The organism is Sulfurovum sp. TSL6 (assembly GCF_019972115.1).
Taxonomy (GTDB): Bacteria; Campylobacterota; Campylobacteria; order Campylobacterales; family Sulfurovaceae; genus Sulfurovum.
Map to the genome: position 1 here is coordinate 767,890 of NZ_BPFJ01000001.1, position 23,158 is coordinate 791,047.

Below are 23,158 nucleotides of genomic sequence, written 5' to 3' on the forward strand. Positions count from 1 at the left end.
AAGTCTCTCATATCTTTTTTTGTTTGCTCTTATTGGCAAAAAGCTTCAACTTCTCTTCTACAAGGTAATTGATACTCTCTTTTGGGAAATGACCGTTTGCATCTTTTGTACCGCTTACTTTACCTGTGAGTATCTCCAAGCCCTCATTCACACTCTCAATAGCATAGATCTTAAAGGTATCATTTTTTACTGCTTCCAACACTTCTTCTTTCAACATCAAATGCTTGACATTGGATGCAGGAATGATAATACCATGCGTTTTTTGACCATTGACTAAACTACAGATATCATAAATACCTTCTATTTTTTCATTGATCCCCCCTACTGCCTGAACCTGACCATTTTGATTGACTGAGCCGGTCACTGCAATGGACTGATCGAGCGCTACATCGCTTAATGAAGAGAGTAACGCAAAGAGCTCTGCACATGAAGCACTATCACCATCAATTCTTCCGTAGGATTGTTCAAAAACCAGTGTTGCGGTTATGCTTAAAGGGAAATCTTTTGCATAGGTAGCCGCCAAATAAGATGAAAGGATCATCATCCCCTTATCATGGGTCGGACCGCTGAGCTTTGCTTCTCTTTCTATATTTATCACACCGCCTTTACCCAGTCGAGTGAGTGCTGTGATCTTTGAAGGATTACCGAAAGAGAAGTTTCCAAGATCAAGTACAGCAACACCATTGATCTGACCTATAGCAGATCCTTCTGTCTTTATCAGTATGGTTCCTCTCTGGATCGCTTCATACATCTTATCTTTGATCCTGTCTGATCTTTCTATCTTCTCCATAATGGCTTGATCTATCTGTACTTTTGAAATATGATCCATATGTTCTTGAGAAGCGATAAAGTCAGCCTCATGTATCAGATCACTTAAACCTGCTAAATGTGTGGTGAGTTTTTGGCTGTCCTCAGCCATACGAGAACTGTATTCGATCACCTTGCCAACTGCCTGTTTATCCAATGGTAAAAGGCCATTATCTCTTGCTATCATACCTATCATTCTGGCATAAAGCTGAATATTATCATCATTCCTGTCTGTCTCATTTTCAAAATCAGCATTGATCTTAAAGAGTTCCCTAAATTCAGGATCATAATTATATAGGAGATAATAGAGTAATCTATCGCCTATAAGTACGATCTTTATATCCAGTTCAATGGTCTCAGGCTCCAAAGAAAGCGTACTTATCAAACTCAATGAACGAGCAAGCGGCTCTATACGGATCTCGGAAGATTTCAGCATCCTTTTAAGTCCTTCCCAAACAAATGGCTGCATTAATACCTTTGAAGCATCTAATATCAGATATCCTCCATTCGCTTTATGCAATGCTCCAGCTTTGATCAGATTGAAATCGGTTACAAGTGCGCCCATTTGTGCCATGTGCTCGATTTCACCAAATAAATTTGTGTAGGTTGGATTATTCTCATAAACGATGGGTGCACCCTCTACATCCTTATGTGCTACGATGACATTGACATTGTATCTGTTAAAAATACCACTTTGTTTGGCATAGTTCATTCCCATAGTTGCAAGATTGTTTTGAGCAGAAATTAAAAAATCTTGTGAATTATCTATAATGTCTTCTTCAACATTCTCTAAATAGGCTACGACTTTTTCATAATCTTGATACTTGCCCTTTAATTCATCAATACTTGCATCTACAGCTTTTTTTGTCATTTTTCTTTCAAGTTCTCGAATCTCTTTTTGCTGTATTTTACTCTCTATCACAATATCTTGAACGATATTTTCCAGTTCATTCCTAAATGTAAGTATTTTCTCCTGTATATGCTCTTTATCTTGCGTACTGAGTGCTTGATATTCTTCTTTCCCAAGTACTTTTCCATCATCGCTCATAGGTGAAAGTGTATAGCCTGCTGGAGTGTAGTTGATATAAATATCATTCTTTTTGGCTCTCTCTTTCAATTCTAGGAGAGATTTCTCTTTAGCCTCGGTCAGTTTATCTATAATTGCCTGTTTTTGTATACGATACTCTTCACTTTCAAATATAGAGGGAATGACAGTTTGTAATTCTTCTATAAGCTCTAGCATATCCTTTCTAAGCTGTACGCCCATAGAAGCTTCAAGCTTAAGATAGATCGGTTTTCTAGGGTCTTCGAAATTATTGACATAACACCAGTCACCTGGTTTCTTTTCATCTTTTGCCTTACTCTGGATAAACTTTTCTACCACTGTATGTTTTCCGCTGCCAAGTTTTCCCATCGCATAAAGATTGTATCCCTCTTTTTTGATACCTATACCAAAACTGATGGCTTTAAGTGCTCTGCGCTGCCCTATGATCTCATCAAGTTCTTCAAGCTCATCTGTTGTTTTAAAATCAAACAACGCTAAATCACAATGGTTATAAAGTTTTTCAGTACTAAGTGGTTTCATCATAGTGTATCTCCAAATTCTGTACAATGGTACAGGATATCTTTTAACATATGGTAGTCCATTTTGTGTGCATTAGCTACAGCCTCGTCAGTCACAAATCCACCTGCAACATTAACACCGCTGTATATGGCTTCATCTTTTAAACATGCATTCTTCCACCCCATATCTGCCATCTTCTTTATATAGGGTATCGTTGCATTTGACAATGCTTGAGTGGCAGTTAGAGGATAATCCCCAGGTATATTGGCTACACAATAGTGGAGCACACCATCAACTTCAAAAACAGGGTCATCATGGGTTGTAGGTCTGGAAGTCTCTATACATCCTCCCTGATCAATAGCAACATCAACCAACACTGCTCCTTTTTTACAGTAAGAAAGCATTTTTTTAGTAATGAGTTGCGGTGTTTTTTCACCAGTGACATAAACAGCACAAATAACAATGTCTACTAAAGGCAAGACCTTTTCCATATTATAAGCATTGGAGTAAAGGGTTGAGACATTTGCACTCATAGACTCTTCAATCGATTTCATACTATGTGGATTTCTTCCCATCACTATAACATCCGCACCCATTCCTGATGCAATTTTGGTTGCATTTTTTGCTACAGTCCCACTACCGATGACCAAAACTTTGGAAGGAAGTATACCGGTTGAACCGCCTATCAATGTACCCATTCCCTTATTATGCATTGAAAGAAAATAACTTGCAACCATGGGAGCGACTCTGCCCGCTATTTGACTCATGGGTGAAAGTAGAGGCAATCTTCCATTATCTTCAACTGTTTCATAGCCTATGGCTGTCACTTTTTTTTCAAGCAGTATCTCTGTTAACTTTTTATTGGGAGCAAGATGTAGAAAGGTAAAGAGTATTTGTCCAGATTTTAAAAGATCATACTCCTCTGGCAGGGGCTCTTTCACTTTAACGATCATTTCACAGTTCTCAAATATCTCTTTGGAATCTTCAAGGATCACAGCACCGGCTTGTTTATACTCGCTATTAGGAAATCCGCTTTTCTCTCCAGCATTCTTTTGTATATAGACATCATGTCCACTTTCTACAAGTAACCTTACACCAGAGGGGATCATCCCTACTCTATATTCCTTACTCTTCATCTCTTTTGGAATACCAATTTTCATTTGAAAATTTCCCTTCTCTCTAATGTAAATTCACTTAAATATTTTTTTCATATACACTTAACATGAGACAAAATAAAACAATCACTATTTATGATGCAATTCTTTAATTTTATACTAAACCTTGGTTCTAGCAATAGGGTTGATTCTTAAGCGCTCCTCAGGTATCGGTTTTGCACTTTCTTCACAAATTCCGAAAGTTCCATTTTTTATTTTTCCAAGTGCATGGAGCGTCTCTTTCAGCTCATTTTCCTGCTGATCTAAAAGAGTATTGTCTTTACTGCTGAGACTTTGAAGTGATGCAAGATCTTCCATATCATTAATCCCATCATCAGTTCCGACACTCTCAAGCTCTGATCGAAGCTGTTCAATATTACTTTCAATATGTGCTAATTTCTCTTTTAATATTTTCTCAAATTCATTAAAGTCCAGATCATCTCTCTTTTTCATACTCTACTCCTTAGTTTAAATATACAATTCTATCATGGTGTGGTTCTACGGTACATATATCAAGATATCTTTTGAAGTTTCTCTTAAAATATAATTTGCCACACTTCCCAATAAAGCATTCAATCCTACTGTACCGCGAGATCCGACGACTACAAGGTCATACGACCCCTCCTTGATATAATTGACCAGTGTCTCTTTCGTATAGAGTTCACCATCGATCACTTTACCCTTTTTGACAGATACATCTTCCATAAATTTTTTTAAATCACTTTTGGCACAAGATTTTGCGACTTCATTATATTGTGATAGATCACGACCTACTACAGCATAAGGTCCTTCCATATAGATGGTATCAAAAGCATTGACTACATTTATTTTTGCACTTGGAAAGATATCTTTTGCAAATAAAATACTTTGCTTTGATTGCATTCCGAAGTCTGTTGGTGCTATGATGTTATTATAGGGGGTTTTTGCACTGTTTTTAACGATCAACACAGGCAAATGACTTAGATGTGCTACTTTTTGTGCTGTCGTACCTAAGAAACCTTTTTTCCCTTTTGCCTTACTATGCGCACCTATGACGATCATATCAGTTTGATTTAATTTTGATTCATAGAGTATGATATCTTCTGCATTACCTTCTTTTACAAAGACAAAGCAGTTGACTTTAAACTCTCGGTTCAATGTCTTGATCTTTTTTTCTATATTTTGAGTGATACCCTCTTTATCTATATCAATATCTTGACCACCAAAATAACTTGGTACTCCAACCCAAGGTGTACGTACAGCATGAACAATAAACAGATCAGCTTTGTGTTCATTGGCTATACTTAAAGCTCTTTTTAAAACATTATTTGATTTCTCAGTAACATCTAACCCTACCAGTACTCTTTTTAATTCTTTCATGATATACACCTCTTTCTAAAGTTTTAAAACATACATTGTATGTAACTATTTATATTCTACTATTAAAAAACTTAATAAAGCAACTCAAACATATTAATGAAATTGTTAAAATAAAGAGTGTAAAATAGATTATATTTGAAATAAATATGTGCTAGATCTTAGTCATAAAAAGAGGTTGAACATCAATTTTCATACTAAAACGATTGAACAGACATTTTCAATTTTAGAATCCACTCATTCTGGCTTGACAGGGGATACAGTCCTTGAGCGTCAGGAAAAATATGGTCTAAATATTTTACCTTCAAAGCCTGACATGTCACTCTTAGGACATTTTCTCCAACAATTTAAGAGTCCGATCATCTATGTTTTGCTTATAGCAACATTCATGGCACTCATTATCCAAGAGTATACAGATGCAGGTTTTATACTACTTGTTTTACTTCTTAATGCAGTTATTGGAACCTATCAAGAGTATTCTGCATCGCAAAAAGCAAAACATCTGCAAAATCTTATCAAAACCAGTGTCATGGTGCTAAGAGATGGTGAGATACAGGAAGTGGATAGCCGACAAATTGTTACAGGGGATATACTGATCTTTGAACCTGGTACCAAAGTGGGTGCTGATGTCAGAATGGTTGAGACTAACAACCTCATGGTAGATGAATCATTACTTACAGGAGAATCCATTGATGTGAATAAAGATGCACTCTTTGTCAGCGCTAATGAAGATCTTCTCATTCCAGAGCGAAAAAATATGCTCTTTGCAGGTACCTATATTTCCAGTGGTAGAGGGATGGGTGTTGTGACAGCTATAGGTCAAGATACCGAAGCCGGTAAGATAGCGCAGTTGCTTAGTAAAAAAAGTAAAGCCAAAATACCTTTGGTTGAAAAAATGGAAAAGCTCTCTTTTACTATTTCTATTGCCATAGCTATTATGGTAGTAGTACTTTTTACAGTAGGTTTACTCAAAGGGATGGAGTTTTATGCACTCTTTCTTTTTTCCGTTGCCCTTGCGGTTTCTACCATACCTGAAGGTCTGCCTGTAGCCATTACTGTGGCTTTGACATCCGCTTCTTTATCCATGTCTAAAAAAAATGTCATTATACGTAAATTAGCTGCCATAGAGGGACTGGGTGCCTGTACACTGATAGCCAGTGATAAAACAGGAACACTCACACAAAACAGGCTCAGTGTGGAGTACTTCATCTCACAAAGTCAAGTCTATGACACCAATACATTACATGAAGCCCATGATAAAGTCTATCTCGCTTCTATTCTCTGTAATGAAATACGTTATGATTTTTCTCAAGAAGGCAAGGTTGATTTTTTGGGTGATCAGGTAGATATCGCCTTGGCACAGTTTGCTGCAAATGCAGATGAATCTTACATAACAAGTGCAAGATCATACAGAAAAATAGATGAGATACCTTATGAACCTATCAACCGTTTTTCTGCAGTGATGATGGAACTTGATGATACGATTTTTCAATTTAGCAAAGGTTCGCCTGAAACAGTACTTGAACACTGTAATATCACACAAGAAGAGAAAAAAGATATCTTATCAGAGGTAGATGCATGGGCCCTTAAAGGATACAGAACGATTGCACTTGCATATAAAGAGTCATCAGATGAATCTTCTATTAACCTGAAAAATTTTACCTATCTTGGCTTTGTTGCCATTATTGATCCTGTGAGAGAAGAGAGTCCCGAAGCTATTAAAAAAGCTCAAGAAGCGGGTATCAAAGTAGTCATGGTCACAGGAGATCATCCCAATACAGCACTAAGCATTGCACAAGAGCTTGGCATTGCCGCTTCTCATGAAGAAGTTATGAGCGAAAAAGAGTTACGAACATGGGAAGACAATGGCTCCAAAGCAGAAGATCTAAAAGATAAAAGCGTTTTTTCCCGTGTTACACCCGCACAAAAAATGAAGATCGTTATAGCGTATCAATCCCTTGGACACTATGTTGCAGTCACAGGAGACGGTGTCAATGATGCCCCTGCCCTTAGACATGCCAACATTGGTGTTGCAATGGGTGAAAGTGGTACAGATATTGCCAAAGCGTCCAGTGATCTTATTTTAACGGATGATAACTTTGCTTCTATCGTTAATGGAATCGAAGAAGGAAGACGAGCACATGATAACATCCGGAAAGTGATCTATCTGCTGATATCAACGGGGTTTTCAGAATTGGTCCTGGTGATGCTTTCTTTTATTACAGGAATGCCTTTACCTCTGCTTCCTGTACAACTTTTATGGCTCAATCTTGTGACCAATGGAATAGAAGATGTGATACTTGGATTGGAAAAAGCTGAACCAGGACTCTTGCAAAGAAAACCTAGGTCACCTAAAGAACCTATCTTTAACCGGCTCATGCTTAGACGTATCTTTGTTGGTGGTCTCTATATAGGTATCACCTCTTTTGTACTTTTTTATTTTTTACTACAAGGTGGAGAGAGTGTAGAGAGTGCAAGGAACATTATTTTGCTTCTTATGGTTCTATTTGAAAATGTACATGTCTTTAATGCCAGAACCGAGATTAATTTTCTACATAAAATTGGCTATAGAAGTAGTATGTTTTTGATTTTATGGGTTATCTTTACACAGCTTTTACATATAGCCTGTATGCACATACCGTTTATGCAAAACGTACTCTCTACACAACCTGTCTCGTTTGATCTATGGCTGGAACTTGCAATCATTGCTATAGGATTGGTTATTGTAATGGAAGCTGATAAGTGGTTGATGTTAAAAAAGAGATATGCATAATCTATTGATGCAATTTCTTTTTCAATTTTACCTACTTTTCCAGAAATACTCACCCCACTTACGTATTTCGATCATAGTAAATACCCATAGTGCCATTATCCCTATTATCATTAATGAATCAGAATTTAGTGGCAGTGTGTGAAATACTTCTGAAAGCAGATAAATAGCACATAGCTGTAGGATGATTCCTATACTTATACCGTAAAAAATATACGGGTTGATCTGTAGTGATTTTTTAATATTTTTCAAAAAAGGTTCATGCTCCTTGAGTGACTGCAGACCATTCATCCATGTGGCCATAATGAAAGCTGTGAAAATTGTGGAGACTGCATACTCTTTTGTGTAGTGCTCCAGCATCCAAATATATAAAAAGAGTGCACCCAGACTGATGACAAAAACAACATAAAGTACACGTAAAAGCTGTACTTTATCTAAAAATTGTTCATGTAGTTTGCTTGGGGCCCTATTCATCACATCCTCTTCATCTTTTAAAAAAGGAAATGTTTTATCCAAAGCACTATTGGCAACGAGATTGATCCATAAAATTTGTATAGGATAAAGTGGTAACGGTAACGCCATCAAAATAGCACCTGTAATGAGAATCACTTCATCCAAAGATGTAGAGAGTAGAAAATAGATCGTTTTTCGGATATTATTGGCAATAGAACGTCCCTGTTTTATCGCTTCAACAATAACAGAAAGATTATTATCTGCAAGTACCATATTTGCAGTAGATTTTGCCGCGTCTGTTCCCTCTCCCATAGCTATTCCTAAATCAGCAGCCCTGAGTGCAGGTACATCATTGACACCGTCTCCTGTGACTGCAACGATCTCTCCTTGTTTTTGAAGTGCCTTGACGATGCGGTACTTGTGCTCAGGAAGTACTCTTGCCCACACAGTGACCTTTGGCAAGATTCTTTCAAGTGTTTCATTATCCATGTCGTTGAGTTCTTTACCCGTAACAACTAAATCTCCCTCTTTGTAAATATTGACAGATTTAGCAATAGCAGCGGCAGTTAGTGCATTATCCCCTGTGATCATCATAACTTTGACTCCTGCTTTTTGTGCTATATGTACTGCCTCTAGAACACCTTCTTTAGGAGGATCTATAAACCCTACCAGTCCAACGATTTCAATTTGCCATTTTTCTATATCATCCGTCGTATGTTCTCCCATACCTAAGGCTATCACCCTTAAACCGTTCGAAGCCAGTCTATCATGCTCTTTTTCAAGTATGCTAAAATCATCCTGATTCGTAGCAAACTGCTTGAGAGATTCAAAGGCACCTTTGACAAAAACTTTATGCTCTTTCTCGATCATATTTGAACTTGCCATCAATCTATGCTTGGAATCGAAAGGATAGAGGTTGACTCGCGGGTATTTCTCACGTATATCTTCATACGCATTACCGACCCAGAGTGCAAGGGCTGTATCAACAGGATCACCCTTGCCTTCTATAGATTCATTCGCAAGTGCTGAAACGGTTTGAGAAAAAGTATCATGGAGTGAAAAGACTTCTTCTACTTTAAGATTACCCTGCGTGATGGTCCCAGTTTTATCTGAAGCGATAACTGTAGTACTGCCTAAAGTTTCAACCGAGGGTAAATGACGTATGTAGACTTTTCTCACACTCAGTGCCATAGCCCCTATAGTAAGGACCAACGTGATGACAATAGGCAAACCTTCTGGTACAGAAGCAACCAGCAAAGCGATGACCAGATAAGTGACTTCAACGATCTCTCTACCTTCAAAAAAGGAGAGCATAGCAATGATAAAGATCATGATAAATACAACAACCATATGTTTTTTAATAAAAACTTCCAATGCTTTGCTCAATGGTGTCTCACGGGACTCCTCTTCAGCTTTAGTAGAAATAGATGCCAAGTACGTTTTTTGTCCGGTAAATACGACAAAACCTTCTGCATTTCCTTTGGTTACTGTAGTGCCTGAGAGTGCCATATTATCCATTTCATAGGGAAGCGTCTCTTTGGGCAAAGTGAGTTTTGCATCTTTTTCCACAGGTATAGACTCTCCTGTAAGGATCGATTCATCGATGACACATCCATTGGTATCAAACAGACGTATATCCGCAGGTACTATATCTCCTTCTGACAGGATAATCACATCTCCGGGAACAAGTTCAGAGGAAGAGATCTCAACTACCTTATTATCACGTTTGACCTTTGTTTTGCTTTCTGTAAGTTTTTTTAGTGCTTTAATGGAACTAAGCGCTTTAAGCTCCTGCCAAAACCCTATAAGTGCATTAAGCAAAAGTATAATCAGTATCAGCACACCTTCATGTATATTTCCTAAAAAAAGAGAAAGCATTACTGCTATTACCAGTACATAGACCAAAGGACTTTTGAACTGTAAAAGAAAGAGTATAAAAAGATTATGTTTTTTTTCTTTTATCTCATTCAAACCATAAATGGAAAGATTTTTTTTTGCGTCATCTGTGCTTAAACCTTCTTTGGAAATTTCCATTTTTTGGGCTAAGGACTCAATCGTTTCAAAATGGGGATACTCTGGAATAGTCATTGGTTCTTCCTGTATTTCATCTACATTAGTGTAACATATTTTATTTGTAATAATTATCTAAGAAAGTTACTGTAAACTATTACATATGCTGAACGGAGAGATACTATGCGAATTGTAATCATAGGCGGTGGAATCGCTGCAGCTTACATGGCCAACTCGATTTTAGAGCAGGCTTCTGAGCATGAGGTGTTGATCGTATCAAAAGAATCAAACCCTCCCTATGATCGTATCCATCTGTGCTCTCTGATCAAAGGTACATCGCATATTAATGATATTGCCTTGCCTCTTCCTCCCGGTGTCAAACTTGAACTTGATTCTGAAGTGATCAAAATAGACAAGGATGCCAAACGGATCTACACAAAGAATTCGAGTTTCCGCTATGATATCCTCATCATCGCAACCGGTTCTGATCCTAAAACACTCTTTGATATAAAGGGTATAAAAAATGCAAGGACCTTTAGAAGTGCTGCTGACAGTGAATGTATAGCTGAATGCAGCAAGGGCAAAAATGTTGTCATGATGGGAGTTGGTCCTATTGGGCTGGAACTTCTAGACACGCTTTGCGGATTGGATGGGCCTGAGAAGATCTATCTTGTCTCACGAGGTATGCATCTTTATGATAAAGCACTCAGCCCTGTTGCCGTAGAGATGATGAAGAGTATTTATGAAGAGAGTGACTCCCGTGTTCAGATATTGCTGGAAGAGGAGATCCTCGATAAGAAGATCGAAGGTGATGAGATCACACAGATCATCATGAAGTCACACACTATAAATAATCCTTTTGTTATTTTTGGAGTGGGGATCTCGCCGAGTACTGAGTGTGCTAAGGGGACCCTTGATATAGACAAAGGCATCCTTGTGGATGAACATATGCGTACCTCAGATCCGTATATATATGCCGTTGGTGAAGTCGCACAGATGCCGGATGGTTTTATTGCCGGAAGGGTCAGAGAATGTACCCTTCAGGCAGATGCCGCTATATCTTCGATTTTAGGGATAGAAGGTGAGGGTTTTAAAGAGTTTGTTACGGTTGACGGACTCAAAGTCGGTTCTTTTTTGCTTGCAGACGTCACCTCGACACTTTATGATCCTAAAGATAAAGCGAATGAAGATATTGTTCTTTCATCAAAGCAAGAAAAACGTATTGATCAATATATTATTAATAAAGATAGGCTGGTCCGTTTTATTGGCATAAATACAAACGTTGATGTAATAGAGTTAAAAAAAATGATGGAAGAGGACAAAAAGATTGATACCTCTTCTTTTTACTCCAATCGTCTTGTCAGTGAGCGCGGTAGACTTATCTGCAGCTGTGCAAGCGGCTATAAGAACGACCTTGTTGATATTATCAAGACCAACTGTGTTGAGAGTTTTGCAGAACTTAAGCCCTTTAGTGAGGCCGGCCGGATCTGCGGACGTTGTAAAAAAGACGTGGAGCAGTTGATCATAGATACTCCGGTCGATCCCGAAGAGGCACGACGTATCAAGGCAGAACGAGAAGAGCAGGAAAAGGCAAAAGAATTAGAAAAAGTCCAGCGGCGCATTGACAAATATAATGCCTTGCATCCAAAGAACCAGATAGAGGGGGAGAATCTTGAAGAAGCAATAAAAGCCTTTGATTTGAAAAAGGAATACAATAGCTGGGTCTCCATGATCACTGCAAATATGCGTCTAAGACCGGAATATGAAGACCTGGTCAGCCAGGGACTTGAACATCTAAACAAAATACCGATCATCTGGCTTGAACTAGCCGACTGTTCGGGAAACTCGGAAGGATTTATTAAGTCCGCTCATCCCAAGGTCGATGACCTTATTTTGAAATATATCTCTTTGGATTATCATGAACTTCTTATGACGGCATCAGGAGATCAGTCAGAATCTGTACTTGAGAGTATTATTGAAAATGATGCAGGCAGATATATCCTGATGGTAGAGGGAGCTGTTCCTTTGGGGATGGATGGAAAATTTCTGAGAATCGGACCAAAGGGTGAGACAGGACATACCTTGCTCAAGCGTGTTGCTAAAAATGCAGCAGCCGTACTTGCTGTAGGTTCTTGTGCTTTTGACGGCGGTGTTGTAGCGGCAAAGCCCAATCCTACCGGTGCGGTAGGTGTTGCAGAAGCCTTGGGAAGGAATGATATCATCAATCTTCCAGGCTGTCCGGTAAATCCGATCAATATTGTAGGGACTTTGCTGCACTACATCATGTTCGGTGAATTTCCGAAGCTTGATGAGAAAAACCGTCCTGAATGGGCCTATGGTTTCAGGATCCATGACAATTGTGAAAGACGCGGGCATTATGAGCTGGGTGAATTTGTTGAAGAGTGGGGAGATGAAGGAGCAAAAAAAGGCTGGTGTCTGTTCAAGATGGGATGCAAGGGTCCTTATGCCAATCTCAACTGCTCTTTAGTAAAATTCAATGAAGGAACAAGCTGGCCGGTGCAGGCAGGACATGGCTGTTTCGGCTGTGCACTTGGAAAGATCGCATTTGACCACTTGGCAAATCACAGAGAAGTGGATGATGAGACGAAAAAACTTTTAGAAGAAGCAGGGAAAAATAATGGCAAGTCGTAAAATTGTAATAGATCCGATCACAAGGATTGAAGGGCATTTACGTATCGAAGTCGAAGTCGATAAGAACAATGTGGTCACTGAAGCGTGGGCTTCCGGACAGTTGTTTCGCGGTATTGAGATCATCCTGAAAGGACGTGATCCTCGTGATGTCGGACTGATCGCTCAGCGTATTTGCGGGGTCTGTACCAATGTGCATTACCGTGCTTCCATCAGTGCAGTAGAAGATGCTTACAATATCGCCTTGCCGAAAAATGCAGAGATCATTAGAGATTTGGTGACACTGGCACTTTTTGTTCAAGATCATATTGTTCATTATTACCATCTGCATTCTCTTGATTATGTTGATGTGGTCTCAGCACTTGAAGCAGACCCTGAAAAAGCATCACAAGTCGCAAAAGAATACCATGAGCACCCATATCTAAGTTCAGCTGAACATTTGAAACATGTACAAGAAAAGTTGGATTCATTTGTCAAAGCAGGACGGCTTGGTCTTTTTGCTAACGGTTACTGGGGTCATTCGGCCTATAAGTTCACACCAGAAGAGAACCTTGTACATATGAGCCATTATCTCGAAGCTTTGAACATCCAGCGTGAGATGAGCAAGGCTATTGCAATCTTTGCGGGCAAGACACCGCATCCTCAAAACCTTGTAGTCGGCGGAGTGACAAGCGTGGCAGATATGCTTAACCCTCAACGTCTGAATGACTTTATGTTTATCCTAAAAGATGCGCGTGACTTTATCGAGCGCGCTTATATCCCTGACATGAAAATGGCAGTCAAAGCTTATAAAAATGAGATCAAATCCGGTTTTGGACGAGGAAGCGGTAATTTTATGGCGGTTGGTGGTTACAGTTTTGGCAAGTCAGAACAGCTTTTTGAAGGAGGAGTTATCTATTCTCATGATTTTAAGACTATAGACGCATTTGATGAAGCATACATCACTGAAGAAGCCTCACGGTCTTGGTACGAATATGATGAACCTCTATCGCCATATGATGGAGAGACTACGCCTTTTTATACGGACTTGAATGATGATGGAAGCTTAAAGACAGAGGGTAAATACAGCTGGGTTAAGGCTCCTCGCTATAAAGGTAAACCGATGGAAGTTGGACCAGTTTCACGTATGATTGTGGGCTATAGCAAAGAATCTAAGACCATAAAACCTTATATGCAGGACTTTATGGATGCAACAGGTCTCGAGCTTTTAGATTTTTCTACAACATTGGGACGCAATGCGGCGCGCGCTGTAGAGTCTCAGGTCTGTTGTGACCATATCTTTGATTTTTGCAGCGAGCTTATCGAAAATATCAAATACTATGATGAAGAGACCTGGACAAAGTATGTCTTCGAAGAACTTTCTTTACAGGCAAAAGGGCGTGGAATCTTTGAAGTCCCTCGCGGAGTACTGTCACATTTTGTCTGTATTGAAGATGCCAAGATATCGAATTATCAGGCCGTTGTTCCAACCACATGGAACGCTTCGCCCAAGGATGCATCAGGTATCCGCGGTCCTTATGAAGAGTCACTTATCGGTATCACACTTGCTGATCCCTCTAATCCTTTGGAAGTGTTGCGGGTAGTGCATTCCTTTGATCCCTGTCTTGCATGTGCCGTGCATGTCATTGATCTAAAAGGCATTGATCTTGGCCACTATAAGATCAATGCCTCTTGCAGCATTTAAAAGCATGCTACGCTTTTAAAGATTGAAACCAATCCAGTTCATCCAAAAATTCCCATGGATACTCTGGATACCCTATCTGTCCCTTTGCGGCGATATCAGCATACAGGAAATGCTCTTTGCTTGGTTGATCTAATGCAAATTTTTCAGTGATCCATCTAGGGGTAAGCGGGAACTTGTCTGCAATGATCTGGGAGAGTGTTTCATCCTTCATCTCGGTCAATCCCGTATGTTGTGTATCGACAGTCACTGAAGAAGGTCTCGTCTCAGCGATCACATAAGAGATCTGTACCAGTGCCTTCTTGGCAAGCCCTGCTGCAACAATATGTTTAGCCAGCCATCTTGCAGCATAAAGAGCTGTACGATCCACTTTGGAATAATCTTTTGAGCTTTGTGATCCACCCCCTATAGGTGCATATCCGCCATAAGTATCACATACTACTTTCCTTCCCGTCAAACCCGAATCTGCAATAGGCGAATGCTGTACAAACCTTCCTGTATTGTTGATATAGAATTCTACAGCATCTTCATCAAAATGCCCTGCTTCAAATGTTACATTCTGGGTAATGATCTCTTTGACCAATCTTTTTACTTCTTTTTCTTCTACCGTTTTGTTATGTGCAATGGCTACAATGATCTTTGCGATACGTTGTGGCTTGCACTGATCAAAGTTTTCTTTAGTCTCGTAATCCATGACCACTTCCGTTTTCATATCCACACCAAATGTCTCCGGATGCTTAAGTGCATAGGTATAGAGTACATCCCTGATCTCTCTGGCATAGGAAAAAGCACTGGGCATATAATCAGCTCTCTCAGAACTTGCATACCCAAACATCATTCCCTGGTCACCAGCACCTATCTCATGATCTTCCTTTTCCACACCCATGGTAATATCTGGTGATTGTGCACTGACATACACATGTACCTCTGCTTCATCAGGGAAAAAGGTTTCCCCACTCTCAAACCCTGCTTCAGGATACCCGATCTGTTTCAGTGCATTGATAGCGATCTTTTCATAAAAAGCAGTGTCAACAGGCACTTTGCTTTTTACTTCGCCACCTATGATAATATGCTTCCCGCTGATGAACACTTCCGTTGCTACTTTAGCATCAGGGTCACGTTGTAGTAACATATCCACAATACTGTCTGCAATAATATCAGCACATTTATCAGGGTGCCCTGCCGAAACAGCCTCTGAAGTAAAAAGATACATCCTATCTCCTTTTCTTTCATTACTAATTATTATATTAACAAAACTATACTTTAATCAGGACTTTCAGACTTCTTCTATCGCTTTTAGAAATAGTTCTCTATCTTCATCATTATGAAAAACAAAATGTACTTTCATACCCTCTTTTCTCTCTAAAAAATGCTTCACCTCTTCATAGGCTACAGTAGCCGCTTTATCTTTAGGATAGGCGTATATTCCTGTAGAAATAGCGGGGAAGGCAATATCCTTGCACCCCAGATTATCTGCCAACTTAAGGGACTCGCTGTAACATGAAGCAAGCAATTTGGCACATTGATCCCCACATTGGTGATAGATCGGTCCTACCGTGTGGATGACATACAATGAAGGCAGGTTACCCGCATTTGTGGCTACAGATTTTCCCGTAGGCAAACCATCAGGGTATTTCTCTTGGCGTATCTTTTTGCATGCCTCAAGGATTTCATCTCCTCCTGCTTTGTGGATAGCACCGTCTACACCACCCCCGCCCATCAGTGAACTGTTCGCTGCATTGACGATCGCACAGACTTTTTCTTTCGTAATGTCACCTGTTTTGATAATGATCCTGTCCATCCTTTTGCCTTTAAAAAAGATTTATCCTATAATAACATAAAGTAAGGAGCAGATCATCATGACAGATATTGGGAAAAGTCTTATCATTATAGGTTTTGTGGTCATCATCATAGGTACTGTGTTACTCTTTAGTGACAAACTTCCATTCAATCTTGGAAAACTCCCCGGTGATATCTCCTTCAAAAAAGAAAACTTCTCTTTTTATTTCCCGATCACAACGTCTATCTTGATCAGTGTTATTTTATCACTTCTGTTTTATCTCTTTGGTAGGTTCTTTAGATAAGAACTTCCAATATGGTGTTATAATACTAAAGGAAAAAGGAGAGGATATGCCAAAATCACACAAGTTAATCTATACAATATATCTGGTTATTTGGGTCATTATGGCGATCAATCCCAAATATCCCGCTGATTGGCTTATTGAAAATGTATTGATATTCATTTGTGTTCCTTTTATTATCTGGATGGATACCAAGCATCAATTTACACTTTTAAGCATGATTTTTCTTCTCATATTTTCCAGCCTGCACTCTTTAGGATCGCACTATACCTATTCAGAGATGGTGCACTTTAACACCATCACACAGTTTTTTGGCTTTGAGAGAAATCATTTTGACCGCTTGGTACATTTTCTGTTTGGATTACTTCTCTTTAGGGTACTGTTTGAGATGATTGCTCCTAGTACAACTACGGTTAAAACTGCTTTACTCTTTACCTTTACGATGATTCTTTCTATCTCCACACTCTATGAACTGCTTGAATGGCTTGCAGTGGTTATATTGCACCCTGAACTCGGGATGGCTTTTTTAGGCACACAGGGAGATATATGGGATGCGCACAAAGACTCTGCTCTTGCCATGACAGGTGCTTTGATCAATATACTTTTTTATCAAAGCTATAAGCATTTATGGCTATTAAAAAGAGGATAAAAGCTATCTATGAAAGAGCTGTAGTAGGTTATAAGCCTAATCTCTTTTTCTTGTATTTTACAATGCGTCCGTCATCATCTGCAAGATACACATTATCTTTCGCATCAAAGGCTATACCTTCCCAGGCACCCTTCTCCAATTTAACTTTTTGTACAATTTTCTTCTTTTGAAGATCATACTTGATCAAAAGATCTTCTTTATCACTCACCATATAAAGATATCCATCATAAAAAGTAAGTCCTGCAGTGTCAGCAACATGATGTTCAATCACATCAATGATCCTTGAAGGATAAGGCATCAATCTGACTACAGCAATGAAAGATTTCTTTTTCTTCTTGGATTGTTTGGCTAGATAGACTCTATTGCCTACTTTTGCAATGCCTTCTATTCCCGATTTTTTGTTAAACAGCGGTAACTTTTTCCCATGATAGATGGTATCCAAAGGAATTTCCTTCTTTTCACCTGTCAGAGTGTCAACCATTAACAACCCTTTATTTTCAAGAGCAAAAATCATCTGTGACTCTTCACATACAATACCTTCAAGATCATACTTCCCCAGCTTTATTTTTTGAAGTATCTTTCCTTTTCGGTGGATCTTATAGTAAGCCCCTTCATCATTGGCGACAACAAGTGTATCATCACTGGTACAATAACTTACCCCTGAAGCTTCTGGGATCTTTGCGATCACCTTTCCTTTGGGATCAGCACAGGCACTAACCCATAATACAAAAGGAAGCCATACATAATATTTCATATATGGCACCCGAACTCCATTCCAAGCTTCAATAATTCAGCGTTTATTTCGTATTTTTTAAAAGCAACATCTTCAATATCTTTATGATTAAATCCACTTTTATTGTAACAGATCACGGAGCTTTTATTGCCTTCAAGCAAACCATCTATAGCCTGGGTCACAAAATCAAAAGCCATAAGACGGTCATACACTGTAGGATTTCCCCCACGTTGCATGTGACCCAGTACTGTAATACGGGATTCTATACCTATCTCTTCTTCAAACCACTGTGCAACATCTTCTGAATTTTTCATAGCTTCAGAGACCACTGCGATAAAATACTCTCTGCCCTCTTGTATCTGTTTTTTAAAACATGATTTATAATCGTTTAGTTCATAGGGTATTTCCGGTATTAAGCACATCTCTGCCCCAGAGGTCAGTGCTGAGACAAGTGCCAGATAGCCACACTCTCTTCCCATCGCTTCTATGACAAATGCACGGCTAAAGGATGATGCAGTATCTCTGATAGAGTCTATGGCATACTTAATGACATTAAGTGCTGTATCTACACCAAGACAGTACTCTGTTCCAGCAATATCATTGTCGATCGTAGCAGGAATACCGGCAAAGCTTAACCCTTCACTCTCGTCACTCAGTGCCTGCATCCCTTTAAAGGAACCATCACCACCCAAAACGACCAAATAACCTATATTATGTGCCTTGAGGTTATCAAGTGCCTGTTTACGATAAGACTGCTCCATAAAACGTTTTGAACGAGAAGAGCGTATCTTTGTCCCACCACGTGAAATGATACCTGCAACATCACGGTAACCTGCCTTATAGATGTTGTTGTCTATCAAACCTTCAAAACCATTATTTACAAAATACGGTGTAAGTCCTTTCCCAATGCTGTATTCAACAAAACGCTTGAGTGCAGCATTCATTCCTGAAACATCACCACCTGAACAGAGTATCGCTATATTTTTCATGGTTTAGCCTTTGTACATTCATATAAAAAATTATAACATTAAAATGTATTCAAAGGAATTCATTCAAAAAATATGTATAATATCCATAGAGGTACCAGTATGAAAAAAAAGTCCAATAATTATTCTGACACGTTAAAACAGATCAAAACCATCGTCAATGATCCATCTTATGAAATTGCAGAGGAAGATAAAAATTTTATCTATTCTGATGAGGCCAGAGGAGTAAGACTTCAGCTTGATTATCTCAAAGCAGAGGTAAAAATGCAAAAACAGGGTGTGGACCATACAATTGTGGTTTTTGGTAGTGCCCGTATTGTTGAATTTGATATTGCTATAAAAGAATTGAAAAAGATCGAAAAGGAGTTGGAGGCTTCTCCTCATTCAGAAGCACTTCTTATTGCACTTAAAAAAGCGGAAAGTATAGTAAGAAAGAGTCATTACTATGACGAAGCACGTAAATTTGGTCAACTGGTAGGGAAAAGCGGTAAAAGCCCTGAAGATATGCATGTCACCTTAATGACAGGAGGTGGTCCTGGTATTATGGAAGCAGCAAACCGCGGTGCTTCTGATGTGGGTTCCAAATCTATCGGTCTCAATATAGACCTCTCACATGAACAATTCCCTAACCCATACATTACACCTGAACTCTGTTTCCAGTTTCGATATTTTGCCGTACGTAAACTCCATTTTATGCAACGCGCCAAGGCGCTGGTCATCTTTCCAGGAGGTTTTGGTACCCTTGATGAACTCTTTGAAGTATTAACACTGATACAAACAAAAAAAAGTCACCCTATACCCGTCATTCTGCTTGGAAAAGAGTACTGGAACCGTATGATTGATTTTGATTTTTTACAAGAAGAGGATGCCATAGCGTCTCATGATCTAGATATATTATCGTATGTAGATAATGCAGAGGAAGCATGGGATGCCATTATACAATGGCACAAAAAGAACAAAACTCCACTCTTTTAAGCCCTGCCATAAAAGAAAAAGCACCATTACGCTATAATCGCGACAATATTATCATGTAGGATAGTCTGATGAGCGAATCAACTGAAAAAAAAGCAACATATAACCCAAAAGAAGTAGAAGATAATTACTATAAACTCTGTGAAGAGCGTGGGTACTTTGAAATAGATGGAAATAAGCGTATCCAGGAGGAAGGGAAAAACTTTTCTATTATGATGCCTCCTCCAAATGTTACAGGGTCTCTGCATATCGGTCATGCACTTACATTTACACTCCAAGATATCATTACACGTTATAAGCGTATGGATGGGTTTAAAACACTTTGGCAACCTGGTACTGACCATGCAGGTATTGCTACTCAGAACATTGTAGAAAAGCAGCTTTTAGCCGAAGGTACGACAAAAGAAGAGATAGGAAGAGAGAAATTCTTAGAGCGTGCATGGTTGCAAAAAGAGACAAGTGGCGGCAACATCGTACACCAGATGAGAAAGCTGGGAGTCACACCTGCATGGAAACGTGAGCGTTTTACCATGGATGAGGGGCTTAAAGAAGCCGTCAAAGAAGCATTTGTCTCACTTTACAATGAAGGTCACATCACTCAAAATAATTATATGGTCAACTGGTGTACCCATGATGGTGCATTGTCTGACATTGAAGTAGAACACGAAGAGGTCAATGGCAAATTCTACACGATGATCTATAAATTTGCTGATGGTTCAGGAGAGCTTGAAGTAGCGACTACTAGACCTGAGACATACTTCGGTGATACCGCGATCATGGTACACCCTGATGATGATCGTTATACAGACATCGTTGGTAAAGAGGTTCTTTTACCACTGACGGATAGAAAGATCAAGGTTATTACGGATGAATATGTAGATATGGAGTTTGGAACAGGTGTGGTTAAAGTGACACCTGCACATGACCAAAATGACTATGCGGTAGGGAAAAGACATAACTTAGAGTTCATCAAGGTCTTTGATGAAAAAGGGATATTAAATGACTACTGTGGTGATTTTGCTGGTTTAGAGCGTCTAGAAGCGCGTCCAGTGATCGTAAAAGCACTTGAAGATGCCGGACATATCGTGAAAATAGAAGAGCATATTCATCAAGTAGGACACTGTTACAGATGTAAGAATATCGTTGAACCTTTTATCTCTCAACAGTGGTTCTTGAGTGAAAAAATAGCTGAAAATTCTATCAAAGAGACTAAAAAACACAACAACTTCCACCCTGCCCACTGGATAAACTCTTATACAGCATGGATGGATGAACTTCGTCCTTGGTGTATCTCTCGTCAACTATGGTGGGGACACCGTATACCGGTATTTACCTGTGATGACTGTGGCCATCAATGGGCAGACAGGGAAGATGAACCTGAAACATGTCCAAAATGTGCATCAAAGAAAATAACACAAGACCCTGACGTACTCGATACATGGTTCTCTTCAGCCTTATGGGCAATGTCACCTTTAGGTTGGGGAAATAACGGTAAGCTTACAGAACTCTATAATGAAACTGACATGGAAGATTTTTACCCTAATTCACTGCTCATTACAGGTTTTGACATCATGTTCTTCTGGGTAGCAAGAATGATGATGATGGGTGAACATTTTACAGGGAAACTACCATTTGAAGACATCTATATGCATGCGCTTGTAAGAGATGAACACGGTGCGAAGATGTCAAAGTCAAAAGGCAATGTGATCGATCCACTTGATATGGTGGAAGAACATTCAGCAGATATTATCAGATTTACTTTGGCATACCTGGCTGTACAGGGTCGTGACATAAAACTGGGTGCTAAAAATCTAGAGCAGTTTAGAAACTTTACGAACAAACTTTACAATGCAACAAACTACTTGCAACTCAATGTAGATACTTTTCCAGAACTCAAAGATATAGAAGTTAAAACACTGCTTGGGCGCTATATGCAAAGCCGTTTGAGTCTTGCGGTAGAGAAGATTCGTACCTCAATTGAGTCTTATAAATTTGATGAGTCTGCAAAAACACTCTACAACTTTGTATGGAATGAGTTTTGTGATTGGGGTATCGAATACTCTAAAGCCGACAGAGAAAGCATCGTAGAGCTTGGTGCGATCTTCAAAGAGACACTTAAAATGGTTTCTCCGTTCATGCCGTTTATCTCTGATCATCTTTACCACAAACTCTCAGGTACTACACTAGAAGGTGGTGATTCATTAATGGTCATGAACTTCCCTAAAGAGATAACAAGAGACGTAGAAGCTGAAAACATGTTTGCGATCATCGAAGAGTCTATCACTGCTCTGAGACGTGCTAAAGTAGTCATCGATATGGGTAATAGCAAGATAGAAAAAGCCTACATCAAACTAGATGTAAATATCGATACAGAGATGGCTCGTCCATTCATACAGAAATTGGCTAAAGTGGAAAATATTGAGTTTGTGGATGCAAAAGTAGCAGACTCCATTACGGATGTTTCTGATAATTTAGAAGTGTATCTGCCAACGGGTGAGATAGATATGACACCTATCATCAACAAACTGACTAAACAAAAAGAGAAGCTAGAAAAAGAGATACAAAAATTAAGTGGTATGCTCAATAATGAAAAGTTTGTTGCCAATGCACCAGCAGAAGTACTTGCCACAAATAAGCAAGCACTTGAAGATGCGCAAAGCAAGATAGAAAAAGTGAGTGCAGAACTTGCAGGGTTTGGTGTATAATGACTCCTCTAGCACAAGAAGCGTACAACGCATTACTCGCAAAAGAATACGATAAGGCCCTTGAGCTCTATACTGCTCTAGAAAAACAAAATGACCCTGTATCTTATTACTATCTAGGTTTTCTATATTTTAGAGGCTATGGTGTCAACCAAGATACTAAAAAAGCCTTTGACTACTATCTAGAATCTGCAACCAGAGAAGTACCTTTGGCACAGTTTGAAGTGGCATTGATGCTAGAAAACGGTGAAGGGTGTGAGAAAAATGAATCAGAAGCAGCCTTCTGGTACGAAGAAGCAGCCAAAAGAGGCAACATAGATGCCTTTAATAACCTTGGTGCCATGTACAAAGAGGGTCGTGGTGTACACCAGGATTACAAAAAGGCATTCATACTCTTCTCTAAAGCAGCTCAGGCAGGCAATGCCAAAGCACAGTTTAACCTGGGCGCATTATATGACATGGGGTTAGGTTGCGAAGAGGATAAAGAGAAAGCCATAGAGTGGTGTAGAAAAGCTGCCTATCAAGGCCATGAGATGGCAAAAGGTATTATCAAACGTATGCAGCAAGACGGGCAGATCGTTTTTTAAAATA

The 23,158-nt window shown here is 39.3% G+C and carries 17 protein-coding genes; 8 read left to right on the top strand and 9 right to left on the bottom strand.

Translation table 11 applies throughout. The features are described 5' to 3' along the window. Positions 1-7: 7 nt before the first annotated feature. The 4 genes from LDM93_RS03835 to LDM93_RS03850 form a co-directional block, all read right to left on the bottom strand. Complete coding sequence (locus LDM93_RS03835; RefSeq protein ID WP_223890748.1) at positions 8-2,395, bottom strand: Lon protease family protein; 2,388 nt, start codon at positions 2,393-2,395, stop codon at positions 8-10. Beyond that, entirely contained in the window at positions 2,392-3,531 is a 1,140-nt protein-coding gene (gene ald / locus LDM93_RS03840) for an alanine dehydrogenase (RefSeq protein WP_223890749.1), read from the bottom strand. The genes LDM93_RS03835 and ald overlap by 4 nt, the downstream gene beginning before the upstream one ends. Before the next feature lie 114 nt (positions 3,532-3,645). Continuing rightward, positions 3,646-3,978, bottom strand: a complete 333-nt coding sequence (locus tag LDM93_RS03845; protein WP_223890750.1) for a hypothetical protein — start codon at positions 3,976-3,978, stop codon at positions 3,646-3,648. Positions 3,979-4,023: 45 nt separating this feature from the next. After that, complete coding sequence (locus LDM93_RS03850) at positions 4,024-4,884, bottom strand: universal stress protein (protein WP_223890751.1); 861 nt, start codon at positions 4,882-4,884, stop codon at positions 4,024-4,026. A 175-nt stretch (positions 4,885-5,059) separates the two neighbouring features. Between LDM93_RS03850 and LDM93_RS03855 the strand changes: the two genes are divergently transcribed. Continuing rightward, entirely contained in the window at positions 5,060-7,654 is a 2,595-nt protein-coding gene (locus LDM93_RS03855) for an HAD-IC family P-type ATPase (protein WP_223890752.1), read from the top strand. 27 nt (positions 7,655-7,681) lie between these two features. On the opposite strand, the gene LDM93_RS03860 is transcribed toward LDM93_RS03855, so the two are convergent. Next, a complete protein-coding gene (locus LDM93_RS03860) occupies positions 7,682-10,192 on the bottom strand; it encodes a cation-transporting P-type ATPase (protein ID WP_223890753.1) in 2,511 nt (836 codons plus the stop codon). Between the two features lie 105 nt (positions 10,193-10,297). On the opposite strand from LDM93_RS03860, the gene LDM93_RS03865 reads away from it, so the two are divergent. Both LDM93_RS03865 and LDM93_RS03870 read left to right on the top strand, forming a co-directional pair. Next, positions 10,298-12,766 carry a hydrogenase small subunit gene (locus LDM93_RS03865; RefSeq protein WP_223890754.1) on the top strand — a complete coding sequence of 823 codons (2,469 nt, stop codon included), beginning with the start codon at positions 10,298-10,300 and terminating at the stop codon, positions 12,764-12,766. Beyond that, on the top strand, positions 12,753-14,447 hold the full coding sequence (locus LDM93_RS03870; protein WP_223890755.1) for a nickel-dependent hydrogenase large subunit: 1,695 nt from the start codon (positions 12,753-12,755) through the stop codon (positions 14,445-14,447). Before LDM93_RS03865 ends, LDM93_RS03870 begins: the two co-directional genes overlap by 14 nt. 7 nt (positions 14,448-14,454) lie before the next feature. Here the strand turns inward: LDM93_RS03870 and metK are convergent, their stop codons facing one another. Then, a complete protein-coding gene (gene metK, locus LDM93_RS03875; RefSeq protein WP_223890756.1) occupies positions 14,455-15,657 on the bottom strand; it encodes a methionine adenosyltransferase in 1,203 nt (400 codons plus the stop codon). Positions 15,658-15,720: 63 nt separating this feature from the next. Then, the gene (locus LDM93_RS03880) at positions 15,721-16,245 is read right to left on the bottom strand and encodes an O-acetyl-ADP-ribose deacetylase (RefSeq protein WP_223890757.1); all 525 of its coding nucleotides are present in this window, start codon (positions 16,243-16,245) and stop codon (positions 15,721-15,723) included. A 58-nt stretch (positions 16,246-16,303) separates the two neighbouring features. Here LDM93_RS03880 and LDM93_RS03885 point away from each other — a divergent pair, with 58 nt between their 5' ends. Beyond that, positions 16,304-16,528 (top strand): DUF2905 domain-containing protein, encoded by a 225-nt coding sequence (locus LDM93_RS03885; RefSeq protein WP_223890758.1) that lies wholly within the window; start codon positions 16,304-16,306, stop codon positions 16,526-16,528. A 46-nt stretch (positions 16,529-16,574) separates the two neighbouring features. After that, positions 16,575-17,174 carry a DUF2238 domain-containing protein gene (locus LDM93_RS03890; protein WP_223890759.1) on the top strand — a complete coding sequence of 200 codons (600 nt, stop codon included), beginning with the start codon at positions 16,575-16,577 and terminating at the stop codon, positions 17,172-17,174. A 28-nt stretch (positions 17,175-17,202) separates the two neighbouring features. On the opposite strand, the gene LDM93_RS03895 is transcribed toward LDM93_RS03890, so the two are convergent. After that, positions 17,203-17,928, bottom strand: coding sequence for an SdiA-regulated domain-containing protein (locus LDM93_RS03895; protein ID WP_223891025.1), 726 nt, complete (start codon positions 17,926-17,928; stop codon positions 17,203-17,205). Beyond that, positions 17,925-18,896 carry a 6-phosphofructokinase gene (locus LDM93_RS03900; protein WP_223890761.1) on the bottom strand — a complete coding sequence of 324 codons (972 nt, stop codon included), beginning with the start codon at positions 18,894-18,896 and terminating at the stop codon, positions 17,925-17,927. The genes LDM93_RS03895 and LDM93_RS03900 overlap by 4 nt, the downstream gene beginning before the upstream one ends. 99 nt (positions 18,897-18,995) lie before the next feature. On the opposite strand from LDM93_RS03900, the gene LDM93_RS03905 reads away from it, so the two are divergent. The 3 genes from LDM93_RS03905 (at position 18,996) to LDM93_RS03915 (ending at position 23,154) form a co-directional block, all read left to right on the top strand. Next, entirely contained in the window at positions 18,996-19,868 is an 873-nt protein-coding gene (locus tag LDM93_RS03905) for an LOG family protein (RefSeq protein ID WP_223890762.1), read from the top strand. A gap of 68 nt (positions 19,869-19,936) precedes the next feature. Then, the gene (locus tag LDM93_RS03910) at positions 19,937-22,570 is read left to right on the top strand and encodes a valine--tRNA ligase (RefSeq protein WP_223890763.1); all 2,634 of its coding nucleotides are present in this window, start codon (positions 19,937-19,939) and stop codon (positions 22,568-22,570) included. After that, entirely contained in the window at positions 22,570-23,154 is a 585-nt protein-coding gene (locus LDM93_RS03915) for a tetratricopeptide repeat protein (RefSeq protein WP_223890764.1), read from the top strand. The genes LDM93_RS03910 and LDM93_RS03915 overlap by 1 nt, the downstream gene beginning before the upstream one ends. Positions 23,155-23,158 lie beyond the last annotated feature (4 nt).